The sequence below is a fragment of the Mogibacterium sp. CM50 genome, from assembly GCF_000293155.1.
Lineage (GTDB): Bacteria > Bacillota > Clostridia > Peptostreptococcales > Anaerovoracaceae > Mogibacterium > Mogibacterium timidum.
In genome coordinates, this window is sequence record NZ_ALNL01000012.1 from 191,060 (window position 1) to 202,118 (window position 11,059).

An 11,059-nucleotide genomic window follows, 5' to 3' on the forward strand; every position below is an offset into this window, starting at 1 on the left:
CACTCAGGTTCGCAATTACGGACTACATAATTCCGTCAGCAATCAGGTCAGTAATATCGCTGCAGATCTGATATTCTTTAGATGCGGGTGCATAAGGCAGCATGCCCTCCACGAGCGTGGACATCGCTGCCTTGTTGTATTTGCAGCCGAGCAGCTTGTCTCTCAGCTCATCAAAAACCGCAGTTTCAAGCGAGTCTGAATACAGACCGCAATCCTTGATAAACCCGCCTTCGACCTGCAGCTCAATGTCAATTCCTCCCCAATCGAGTCTCTCGGTAATAGATGTAGTAAACGGAATTTTGCGCCCATACCTCCAGTCCTCGGAGGAGTATTTATCCACTAGAGCCTTGAGCTCCGTATTCGAGTCAGGAGACGGGGTATCGAATCGCTCCGGAGTGCCGGCATACACCTTGGCAAATGCCTCATAGAGTGCATCCTTAAGCTCTTTGAGCGTTATATCCGGCTTGTGATCGATCAGGTTGGTAACTCTGGAGCGTACTGACTTTACGCCCTTGGATTTGAGCTTGGCAGCAGACACGTTGAGATATTCTCCCAGCGGTGCCGGATCCACGTCAAACATAATCGTGCCGTGATGGTAGCAGTAGCCGTGGCTACGGTAGTATGCGTGTCCGGAGAACTTCATTCCGTCGATAGTGAGGTCGTTGCGACCTGTTTTTTCAGCATTTATACCCAGGATGCGAACAGCCTCGAGTATGACCTCTGTCTGCTTAGGTATGTTGTATTCGTCCTCCCTGGCGATAAATGTGAAATTCAGGTTGCCGAGGTCGTGATAGACTGCGCCGCCGCCGGAGATCCGTCTGGCGAGCTTGCAGCCGCCTGCCTTCATCGATTCGACTCTGCACTCGCGCCAAGGGTTCTGGTTCTTGCCGATAACGACCGTGTTGGCGTTCTGCCACAGGTACATGGTGACCTCGCCCTCCGTCGCACGGAAGGTCATGTATTCCTCGGTCGCGAGATTGATAAACGGGTTGGTGCAATCTGTTTCGGTATATCTTAGATTCATGTAGATGTAGCTCCTTGCTATAGTGTTAAGTTAAATCAAGCCCGGACAGACAGTCGCACTTACGCGTACTCTAAGATCTGTCAGGGCTTATGTCTCTTCTCTCACGCCCTGCGTGAACGTGCAAAGGCGCGAAGCTGTTTGAATTTATTTGAATTCGAACTTTAGAACCGGCTCTCTAGCTGCTTTAACCTCGTCTAATCTGCGGATAGGGGTTGTGACAGGTGATGCCGATACCGACTCAGGCGAGCTGATGATCGAATCGTAGATCTGTCTAAATGCCGCAATCGCCTCGTCGAGGGTCTCACGCGACTCCGTTTCGGTAGGCTCAACCATGAGAGCCTCGCTTACGATGAGTGGGAAGTACATCGTAGGTGGGTGAATTCCGAAGTCGAGGAGTGCCTTTGCCACGTCAAGTGCGGATACATTGTTCTCCTTGTGGAATTTCTCGAGGCTCATTACAAACTCGTGCATACAGGTGCGGTCGTAAGCCATCGGATACAGATCCTTGAGCTTCTCCATCATGTAGTTGGCGTTGAGCACAGCGTTGCGGGCCAGCTCAGGCACGCCGTCGCCACCGATGTATGTCAGGTATACGAGCGCTCGCAGGCTGATCAGGAAGTTGCCGTAGAAGCCGGTAACGTTTCCGATGCTCTTCTCGGCGCGAACGTATTTGCCATCCTTGACTGTGAGTCCCGGCAGGAACTGGCCGAGGAAATCCTTGCATCCGCATGGACCGCTTCCCGGTCCGCCACCGCCGTGAGGAGTCGAGAAGGTCTTGTGCAGGTTGAGGTGGATTACGTCAAACCCGATGTCTCCCGGGCGCACAAGTCCGATTACAGCGTTGAGGTTAGCGCCGTCGTAGTAGCAGAGACCGCCGGCCTCGTGGACGAGTCTGGTGATCTCAAATATATTTTCGTCGAATACTCCGACAGTGTTAGGATTGGTGAGCATCAGACCTGCGGTCTTGTCGCCGATCTTAGACCTGAAGTCATCCATATCAATGCTGCCGTGGTCATCGGACTTGACAACAACAACCTTGAAGCCTGCCATCGCAGCACTGGCAGGGTTGGTCCCATGAGCTGAGTCAGGAATCAGGATTTCATTCTTGTCGAACAGTCCCTTGTCATGCAGGTATGCCTTGATGAGGAGCAGTCCTGTAAATTCGCCCTGCGAACCGGCTGCCGGCTGGAATGTCATGTGATCCATACCGGTGATCTCGCACAGGTATGATTCAAGCGTATCCATGACCTCGGTGCAACCCTTGACTGTGTCTACAGGCTGTAGAGGGTGAATGTCTATAAAACCCTTGAGCGAAGCCACCGCATCGTCAAGCTTCGGGTTGTGCTTCATAGTGCAGGAGCCGAGCGGATAGAATCCGTCGTTAACTCCGTGAGCCTCCTTGGCAAGAGCCGTGTAGTGGCGTCCCATCTCGCTCTCAGACACCTCAGGGAGATGTGGCGCACTGCCTCTCATAGGTACGTCAGGCAGAGAGATATCTACATCGCAGGCAGGGAATATGTCCTGACCTCTGCCGGGAACACTTCTTTCAAATATAAGTTTCATTATCTGCTCACCCCCTTGACGATTTCGATAACTTCATCCATCTGCTCTTTGGTGTTGAGCTCGGTAGCGCACCAGAGTATCTCGGTATCCGAGAGCTTCAGTCCGCCGAGTATACCCTTGTCAGAGAGAGCTTTTAGAACAGCATCTGCGTCAACACAAACTGTCACGAATTCGTGGAAGAATGGCCTGTCATACTTGAGCGCAAGGCCTGCACCGGTGAGACCTGCTGCCAGATAATGCGCCTTAGATGAGCATAGCGTCGCAACCTGTTTGATGCCGGCAGGTCCGACTGCGGTCATGTACACGCCGGCCTTGAGCGCACAGAGAGCCTGGTTGGAGCAAACGTTGCTGCTGGCCTTCTCTCTGCGGATGTGCTGTTCTCTAGCCTGGAGAGTCAGCACAAATCCACGTTCGCCTCGGGAATCAACTGTCTCGCCGACGAGTCGGCCCACAATCTTGCGTGTGTTCTTGGCAGTTGTAGCGAGTATTCCCAGGTACGGCCCGCCGTAAGCCAGACCAAGCCCGAGAGGCTGTCCCTCGCCGCAAACTACGTCTGCGCCGATTTCACCGGGAGTCTTGAGCACTCCCAGCGCGATTGGATTAACGCTCATGATGAGCTGAGCGCCGGCTTCATGAACGATTTCAGCGATCACGTCAGCATCTTCAACTATGCCGTAGTAGTTAGGGTACTGCATCAGGAAGCACGCAGCCGCTTTGTCTTCTGCTAGTGCGGCTTTCAGAGCGTCGGTGTCGGTAGCTCCCCCTTCCTTGCAGGCAGGTACAACCTTAACACCGGTCTCTCTTCCAAATGAGTATGTCTTGATGACCTCGAGAACTCTCTTGTCCACAGTATCTGACACGTAGATGGTGCTGCGCTTGCGGTCCTTGGTCATAGCGCATGCTTCGGCAGCTGCGGAAGCCCCGTCATACAGCGAAGCATTTGACACATCCATGCCGGTCAGCTCGCATATCATCGTCTGATACTCGAATATGGACTGAAGTATGCCCTGGCTGATTTCAGCCTGGTAAGGAGTATATGCGGTGATGAATTCCTCCTTGCTGACTACAGCGTTGACTGCGGCAGGAATATAGTGGTTATAAGCACCGGCACCGCGGAAAATAGTATCGTACACTACGTTTTTGCCAGCCATCTGTTCCATGAGTCGAGCCGTCTCAAGCTCGGATTTGCCGGCAGGTATGTTCAGCTCGCCCTTGATTCTGGCGTCGGCAGGAATGTCCTTGAACAGGTCGTCCCAATCCTTGTAGCCGATGTCAGACAGCATGCGGAGCTGCTCGTCTTTTGTGTTAGGAATAAAGGTACCCAAATTGAACCTCCTTATGTGAAAGGGTGAAAGCCTACGCTTTATGCCTCTTCTGACTCTACGAACTCGTCGTATTCGTCGGAGGAGAGAAGCTCCTCTGTCTCGGTTACGTCCTTAACCTTGATGAGCCAAGCACCGTATGGATCCTCGTTGATCGATTCAGGTGCGTCAAAAAGCTCCTCGTTGATCTCAGCTACGATTCCGGTAACCGGGGACAGCACATCGGAAACGGCCTTTACCGACTCGATGTCTCCAAATGCATCGCCGACTGTAACCTCGTCATCGACCTCAGGAAGATTGATGAACACTATATCTCCGAGGCTGTGCTGAGCATAATCGGAAATACCGATAACATATAGGTCTCCTTCTTCCATAACCCACTCATGGGATTTTGAATACTTTAAATCTGCCATTTTTAATCTCCTTTGTATATGTTGTTTATCTATAAAGTGTTTATTTTGATATGTACAGATGGCTGTCCTTTCGCAAATACAACCAAATACGACTCCGTTTTTGCAATTACAGCTTCGTTCCTGTAAATTCGGGTTCGGTTCTCGATCTGTACCGACGCGTCGGAAGTGTGTCTCCCTATGCGATTATTTTTCCCTCTTATAGAAAGGAAGCTTTACCATCTCCGCATCAACCATGCGACTACGAACGTCTACCTGAACTGCTGCTCCGATCTCGCGCTTGTCGGAATTCACGATAGCCATCCCGTATGAGCCGCCGAGGTAAGGAAGGAACGTACCGGATGTGATGTATCCGATCTTCTCGCCGTCCCTGTATACATCGCACTCTTCTCTGATGATGCCGCGACCGGTCACCTTGATGCCGACTCTTCTCACCTTGAGTGGCGTAGCTGCTTCAATAGCGGCCTTACCGATGAAGTCCGGCTTGTCCATCTTGATAGCGAAGCCCAATCCGGCAACCTTAGGAGAGATATCCTCATTCATGTCGTGCCCGTAGAGCGGCATAGCAGCCTCCATGCGCAGTGTATCGCGAGCTCCGAGTCCGCATGGGAGCAGCCCGTCGTCTTTGCCGGCCTCGATTAGTATCTCCCAGATATCTGCAGCCTTATCCGCTGCCATGTATATCTCGAAGCCGTCCTCACCGGTGTAACCGGTTCTTGATAAAATGCATGGGATGCCTTTGATCTCCGCGTCGAAGTTAGCCGTGTAATATCCGGCAGGGATGAGCGCCGGATCTGCAACCTTAGCCAATATCGCCTCGGCCTTTGGTCCCTGCAGCGCCAGCTGTCCCCAGTCTTCGGATGCGTTGACCAGCTCGACTCCGTCAATCCTGTGGTCGACCATCCAGGCGAAATCCGAGTCTCTGTTTCCGGCGTTTACGACTACAAAATAATCGTTCTCGCCACGCTTATATACGATTAAGTCATCGACTGTACCGCCGTGCTCGTTGCACATAGGGCTGTATCTAGCCTGATCAACCTTGAGATCTGTGAAATCGTTAGTCAGAATATAGTTGAGAAAATCGACAGCCTTAGGACCGCTGACGATAATCTCGCCCATGTGGGACACGTCGAACAGGCCGCATGCTGTACGAACAGCCATGTGCTCCTGTTTGATACCGGATTCATACTGCACAGGGAGCGCAAAGCCTCCGAACGATACAATCTTGCCACCGTATTTGACGTGTGTGTCATAGAGGGGTGTTTTCTTATCCATCAAGAGTACCTCCTTGGGTGTAAGTGAAAATGCGTTTTGATTAAATGCATCGAATACACTCAAAATATAGCATAGCAAAACACCACAATCAATGAACAAAAGCATGACAGCAATAGTTTATTTTGTGTCATGCTTTTGCATAGTGATTTGTTAAATATATAGCTTATGCATGAAGTAGATAAGCGGATTTACATCGTAGAGATAGCCGGCGATATAAGAGTTGTTGAGCTGTTCGTTGAGAGCATGGATCTGTTCCGGGGTGAACAGCGTTGCAAGCGGGAACATGAGTGCCAATAGCAGAAATATGAGAATCGCGCCCTTGATAGCCCCGAACAACAGCCCCACACTTGAGTCGACAGTTCCAAGCAGATTCTTGTGCTTCCTGCCACTCAATATCCTGCGTCGGAGCAGAACAGAGATAAACCACACCAACCCGACTATAATCGAAAACGAGATAATCGTGATAGATAGGTTTGTAAAACGATTAACAGTCGTGGTTATGCCGTCGATACCGAAGTCTTCAAACTTGGTGCGCAGCACTTTCGGGATGAATTTGAGCAAATCGATATCCTGCCCGTTGAACTTCTTGGTGAGCTTGAGCTTCATGATGTCGTCAATAGGCAACGCAAAGAGCAGCGACCTGAGACGATCTGTGTTCAGGATGCCGATGATGACTCCGCCGGAGATGGCCGCAAGCCTGACAAGCGAGTCGAGGAAGCCCTGCGATTTGCCGCGCAGTGCACATATTAAGAAGATAACCACAATAATTATATCTAATACCATATATAAATTATCTATCATATGCGAGATATTATCAATAGACATTGTCAACTGATCTATGAAAACCGAGACAGGCTATCCCTGAGGGTACATCTATGAAGTACATTATGATGATTTCTCTCCCGGTGAGATATTAGTAGCACTTTAGGGGTACATAGAATCGTCTGTGAAGTGCATTATGATGATCTCCTCCATGAGACATTAGGAACACCCTGTTAATACACAGAATATGTAGTTTGCTCGAATTAAGAGCGCGTCGACTATCGTTTATTTGACACACGGGAGTGCTATAATACTCACAACCGATATTATTAATTTTAGGCACGCATCGTGTTTGGGAGGATATCATGACACAAGCAGCAGAGAGAATTGCTCAGCTGAGACAGATTATGGCTGAGAGAGGAATCGATGCATACGTTATCCCTATGGCCGACTTTCATCAGAGCGAGTATGTCGGAGAGCACTTCAAGGCTATCCGTTTCGTAACCGGATTTACAGGCTCATACGCAACAGTTGCAGTCACCGGGGATCGGGCAGGACTGTGGACTGATGGCAGATACTTTACACAGGTTATGACAGAGTGTGCCGGCAGCGGCGTCGAGCTGATGAAGATGTTCGTCGATGACACACCCGGAACCGTCGAATGGGTTGCTCAGCAGGTGCCGGACGGCGGTAAGGTCGCCTTTGACGGAAGAGTTCTGTCCATGGGGGACGGACAGGCCTATGAAGAGGCTCTTAGAGGCAAGGCTGTCGAGATCGACTATGAGCAGGCGCTAATTTCAGAAATTTGGAAGGACAGGCCGGGGCTTTCCGAGGAGTCGGCTTGGTATCTCGAGGAGAAGTACAGCGGTGAGAGCACTGCCGGCAAGCTTAATAGAGTTCGCGAGGAGATGAAGAAGGCAGGTGCTAATGTTCATCTAATCGCATCTCTGGATGATGTAGCTTGGCTACTGAATATGCGCGGCAACGACATCGATTTCTTTCCGCTGGTTCTCTCGTATGTAATCGTAAGAGAGGACAGCGCAGACCTCTATGTGGATGAGAAGAAGCTCAACGGTGAGCTCCGCAAGATGCTGGCAGGGAACAATGTAAATGTTCATCCGTACAACGAGATCTACGAGGATGCCAAGAAGATCGACGCAAGCTCAGTTGCGCTTATCGACCCTATGAAGATGAACTACGCTCTGTACAGGAACCTTCCATGCAAGGTTGTAGAGGGTGCTAACCCTACAATTCTCATGAAGGCTATCAAGAACGATGTCGAGATCAAGAACATCAAAAACGCAGAGCTCAAGGACAGCGTGGCTCTCACAAAGTTCATTTACTGGGTTAAGACCAACTACGACAAGATGAAGATTACAGAGCTCAGCGCTTCCGAGAAGCTGACAGAACTCCGCAGCGAACAGGATGGCTACATAAGAGATTCATTTGAGCCGCTTCATGCATTCGGCGCACACGCAGCGATGATGCACTATTCGCCTACACCGGAGTCAGACGTTGTGCTCGAAGGCGGACAGATGCTTCTCAGCGATACTGGCGGCGGATATCTTGAGGGTTCGACAGATATCACCAGAACCACAATCCTCGGATCCATCAGCAAGCAGATGAAGAGATATTACACAGCAGTATACAGATCGATGCAACACCTGTCAGCTGCCAACTTCCTGTACGGTAACCACGGCTGGTCGCTCGATGTCCTCGCCAGACAGCCGATCTGGGAGATGAACCTGGACTTCCAGTGCGGTACAGGACACGGCTTCGGTTACCTCGGCAGTATTCACGAGCCGCCAACAGGATTTCGCTGGTACATCGTGCCATCCAAGAATGAGCACCACCGGTTTGAGGCGGGCATGGTGGTTACCGACGAACCGGGAATCTACGAAGAGGGCGAGTTCGGAATCCGTATCGAGAATAATCTGCTCACAGTAGAGGGTGAGAAGAACAAGTACGGACAGTTCATGCACTTCGAGACCCTCAACTTCGTACCGATCGACCTCGACGGTATCGATCCGGAGGAGCTCAACAGGGCGGAGAAGGAGTGGCTCAACAGCTACCACAGAGAGTGCTACGAGAAGCTTGCTCCTTACATGAATGAGGCAGAGCTCGCTTGGCTCAATGAGTACACAAGAGCAATTTAGTTTCTTGCAAATCTGTTTCCTCTACCGCCTTCCGTGCCGAGACTCGACAGGACCTCAGCTGTCGGAGCTTATAGGATGGCGGCAGGCAGTTTCGCAAAAGTTGATTGTTCTTGCTGATCGATAGGGCAAAGAGGGGCGACAGGACAAAAGTAGTTGATAAATTCGCTGTGGTCGTTGAAAATTTGGAGTAATAAGACAAAAAGAGTCGGTAGAAATCGCGGCAGTCGTTGAAATTTCAATGGTTGCCGCGTCTGTATATTTTTGGAAGAAGCTATAGGCCGGACAAAATGTACCGGTGAGATCATCTGTGCTCCCTTACATTTTGTCCTGCCCCACCCTTTTTGTCCTATAGCCCGGATATTTTGACAAACTATTTTTTTCTCGAGAATTCCCCATAAACAAACACCTATGGTAGCGATAGGGAAAAATTTATAGCGTAAAATTGTGATTCATACTTAATTAAAAGCAGTATTAGTAATAAGCATTGAAAATTGTAATCATAATAAATCTATCTCTCTGATTCATTGATATTTACCCCCTCTCACTATCAGTTGAATCGTTTGTAGTACTTCTCGTTAAACCGCTTCTGCATGTTGATTAGCGGTTTGCGATTGACGTTGGCTTCTACGAGGAACCCGAAGTTCTTATAAACCTCCTTGTATAACGCTTCCTGACCACCTTCAATCTTCTCGGACGCCATGTTCGCTGTATTGGGATCATAAATTCCTTTTAAGAAAAAATCATCTCCCCATATATAATACTTATTGTCCGTTCTGAAATACATATATTGCACTCCATTGTCATCATAAGTAGCAGAAATCGCTGGGATATTTCCATTTACCCTATTATTTTCGTTATACACTTTCGCTAGCCCATCATAATCGTACTTTATTCCTTTTTTATCTGGTGTATAGATAGCCTTGATATTTTCTAACGCCATTGCCATTTCAGGATGTGTCCCCTCCTTATGCGGCATGTTGTGTGCATAATACACCGAGTATTTCCTGAGGTTGTAACTAGGGTTAAAATTCGTATATACAAACACAACTGATGCTATAGCTATTATTGCTATTAATAATTTTTTCATCTTATCGGTGTCTCCCTCTTTTAAATATATGTTTTATTGTTCGCTTTAATTTTGAAGTTGCTTTTTTAGCCTTGGCTCGTATTTTGCTATTGGTTTTTCGGAAGGTCTTGACTACACTCTTAAGCTTCTTCTTTAATTTTACATGTACCTTTGCTATTGATTTTTTAACTTTTGGAAAAACCTTTCTTACAGTTCTTCTAACCGATTTCATCACGCGTCTACCGGTTTTGCCAATCGCAGCTATACTCTTGTTCATAGATCTAGCTACAAAAGCTTTAGCCTTTAGTATTCTGTCGATTCCTTGCTTTTTAATAAATTTAGCACAAGGGACAATCCCTTGGTAGAAGACTTTTTTGCATATATTCCAGCCACTTTAACCAGTGTACTAGCTATAATTCTAGGTGATGACTTCAAAATAATGAATTCGGTAAATGGCAACGTTCCCATGCTCTTAATAAAAGCTTTCCAACCCTTCCTAAATTCATTTTTTAAAGCGCCAATAAGGCCTATACCCATTAATGCGACTCCACCAAAAGATAAACTCGCCCAAAAGTTATGTAGGAAGTGTTGTTCGTCTGTTGACACTCCTGGCCCCGCTTGCGCTTGTAGTGCTTCCTTAAACATTTCCTCTCTTTTATGCTTTAAATCATCTTGATTATAATATCCTATAATTGTATCACTATATAATCTGCCCTTGTGCGGTATCTATGTCAGAAGATGTAAAGCTGAGCACTACGGATTGCTCGTTCGTAGTGCCGTGTTCCACTATTCTGTAGTTTATAGAAATATTGTTAGCGTTATTATACAGAACCGATATAGGGTTGCCGATGGCATTAGGGAAGAACTGCTCTCCTGAGAATCCGATACCTCTAATACTCCCATGACTGTTTAAGCCGGAATTTGCTTCCCAATCATCTTTATCTGAAGCTTCAATCTCCCAGATTAAGTCAAGGTCTATTCCCGATTTTGTTTTTCCTACATAAGTTATTCTACCCGATGTTCCGGTATCTGTACTGAACATTTTGACAGGGCTACCGGGTCTTTCGGAACCAAAATCAGAGCTGCCGTTAAGATGCCCAATTTCAGTTCCTGATATGAGTTCTACTTCCGTTTTATCTGTCCAGCGAAGCCCTTCCTCTGTTAGGAAATTATCATCGGTAAGATTCTCTCCCACCAAATCTATTTTAATTTTCTTGAAATAGTCAGCCCCGCGGGCACCTTCATCGTAGCTGCCGGATACCCGCACATCGCTAATGCTCGGAGTATTATCACCGGATGGGAAAGACTCTTCAGATAATACTCCCGTCCCTGTGCTGATATCTCCGATGTCCGCATAGTCCGCAGTCATTGCAATTGGACTAAGATTGAATAGAATAATACAAATTAAAATCAGTAATAGAAGAACTTCTTTTTATCATTACACACAGCTCCTAACGTAAACCACACTCTAATATATTTAC

The 11,059-nt window shown here is 48.1% G+C and carries 11 protein-coding genes; 1 reads left to right on the forward strand and 10 read right to left on the reverse strand.

Annotated elements, in window-relative coordinates; translation table 11 throughout:
* Window positions 1–22: 22 nt before the first annotated feature.
* The 6 genes from HMPREF1152_RS02100 to HMPREF1152_RS02125 form a co-directional block, all read right to left on the reverse strand.
* A complete protein-coding gene (locus tag HMPREF1152_RS02100) occupies window positions 23–1,024 on the reverse strand; it encodes a lipoate--protein ligase (protein ID WP_009643503.1) in 1,002 nt (333 codons plus the stop codon).
* A 144-nt stretch (window positions 1,025–1,168) separates the two neighbouring features.
* Window positions 1,169–2,587, reverse strand: coding sequence for an aminomethyl-transferring glycine dehydrogenase subunit GcvPB (gcvPB, locus tag HMPREF1152_RS02105; protein WP_009643422.1), 1,419 nt, complete (start codon window positions 2,585–2,587; stop codon window positions 1,169–1,171).
* Window positions 2,587–3,912 carry an aminomethyl-transferring glycine dehydrogenase subunit GcvPA gene (gene gcvPA / locus HMPREF1152_RS02110; RefSeq protein WP_009643373.1) on the reverse strand — a complete coding sequence of 442 codons (1,326 nt, stop codon included), beginning with the start codon at window positions 3,910–3,912 and terminating at the stop codon, window positions 2,587–2,589. Before gcvPA ends, gcvPB begins: the two co-directional genes overlap by 1 nt.
* Window positions 3,913–3,950: 38 nt before the next feature.
* Window positions 3,951–4,322, reverse strand: a complete 372-nt coding sequence (gene gcvH / locus HMPREF1152_RS02115; RefSeq protein ID WP_009643439.1) for a glycine cleavage system protein GcvH — start codon at window positions 4,320–4,322, stop codon at window positions 3,951–3,953.
* Between the two features lie 183 nt (window positions 4,323–4,505).
* The gene (gene gcvT, locus HMPREF1152_RS02120; RefSeq protein ID WP_009643514.1) at window positions 4,506–5,594 is read right to left on the reverse strand and encodes a glycine cleavage system aminomethyltransferase GcvT; all 1,089 of its coding nucleotides are present in this window, start codon (window positions 5,592–5,594) and stop codon (window positions 4,506–4,508) included.
* Between the two features lie 150 nt (window positions 5,595–5,744).
* A complete protein-coding gene (locus HMPREF1152_RS02125) occupies window positions 5,745–6,395 on the reverse strand; it encodes a CvpA family protein (protein ID WP_207634898.1) in 651 nt (216 codons plus the stop codon).
* A gap of 326 nt (window positions 6,396–6,721) precedes the next feature.
* On the opposite strand from HMPREF1152_RS02125, the gene HMPREF1152_RS02130 reads away from it, so the two are divergent.
* Complete coding sequence (locus HMPREF1152_RS02130; RefSeq protein WP_009643407.1) at window positions 6,722–8,512, forward strand: aminopeptidase P family N-terminal domain-containing protein; 1,791 nt, start codon at window positions 6,722–6,724, stop codon at window positions 8,510–8,512.
* A 547-nt stretch (window positions 8,513–9,059) separates the two neighbouring features.
* Here HMPREF1152_RS02130 and HMPREF1152_RS02135 read toward each other — a convergent pair.
* From HMPREF1152_RS02135 to HMPREF1152_RS02150, 4 genes are read right to left on the reverse strand one after another with little or no spacing between them, the layout of a single operon-like run.
* Window positions 9,060–9,599: a hypothetical protein gene (locus HMPREF1152_RS02135; RefSeq protein WP_009643368.1), complete on the reverse strand. Its 540-nt coding sequence runs from the start codon at window positions 9,597–9,599 to the stop codon at window positions 9,060–9,062.
* A gap of 1 nt (window position 9,600) precedes the next feature.
* Window positions 9,601–9,855 carry a hypothetical protein gene (locus HMPREF1152_RS09685; RefSeq protein ID WP_009643477.1) on the reverse strand — a complete coding sequence of 85 codons (255 nt, stop codon included), beginning with the start codon at window positions 9,853–9,855 and terminating at the stop codon, window positions 9,601–9,603.
* Between the two features lie 26 nt (window positions 9,856–9,881).
* Window positions 9,882–10,223, reverse strand: a complete 342-nt coding sequence (locus HMPREF1152_RS02145) for a hypothetical protein (RefSeq protein ID WP_036380538.1) — start codon at window positions 10,221–10,223, stop codon at window positions 9,882–9,884.
* Between the two features lie 55 nt (window positions 10,224–10,278).
* The gene (locus HMPREF1152_RS02150; protein ID WP_009643482.1) at window positions 10,279–10,947 is read right to left on the reverse strand and encodes a hypothetical protein; all 669 of its coding nucleotides are present in this window, start codon (window positions 10,945–10,947) and stop codon (window positions 10,279–10,281) included.
* Window positions 10,948–11,059: the final 112 nt, after the last annotated feature.